Annotated in this window: 1 pseudogene; it reads left to right on the top strand. The window is 43.6% G+C overall.

Going from position 1 to position 413, the window contains the following annotated elements:
- Positions 1 to 413: pseudogene (locus tag CRV02_RS14595) on the top strand (serine/threonine protein phosphatase); the annotation flags it as partial.

Raw genomic sequence — 413 nt, 5'->3', positions numbered from 1 at the left:
AAGTTGCTGATTGATGGCTTGTCAGCGCGTGGAAACGTTAATCACTGGATGCTTAATGGCGGTAGCTGGTTATTTAATCTCGATTACGACAAAGAAATTCTGGCTAAAGCTATTGCCCATAAAGCAGATGAACTTCCGTTAATCATCGAACTGGTGATCAAAGATAAAAAATATGTTATCTGCCACGCCGATTATCCCTTTGACGAATACGAGTTTGGAAAGCCAGTTGATCATCAGCAGGTAATCTGGAACCGCGAACGAATCAGCAACTCACAAAACGGGATCGTGAAAGAAATCAAAGGCGCGGACACGTTCATCTTTGGTCATACGCCAGCAGTGAAACCACTCAAGTTTGCCAACCAAATGTATATCGATACCGGCGCAGTGTTCTGCGGAAACCTAACATTGATTCA

This window comes from Arcobacter sp. CECT 8989, from assembly GCF_004116715.1.
Classification (GTDB): domain Bacteria; phylum Campylobacterota; class Campylobacteria; order Campylobacterales; family Arcobacteraceae; genus Halarcobacter.
Note: the sequence above shows the minus strand (reverse complement) of the source record. Positions and strands in the feature narration are given on the sequence as shown.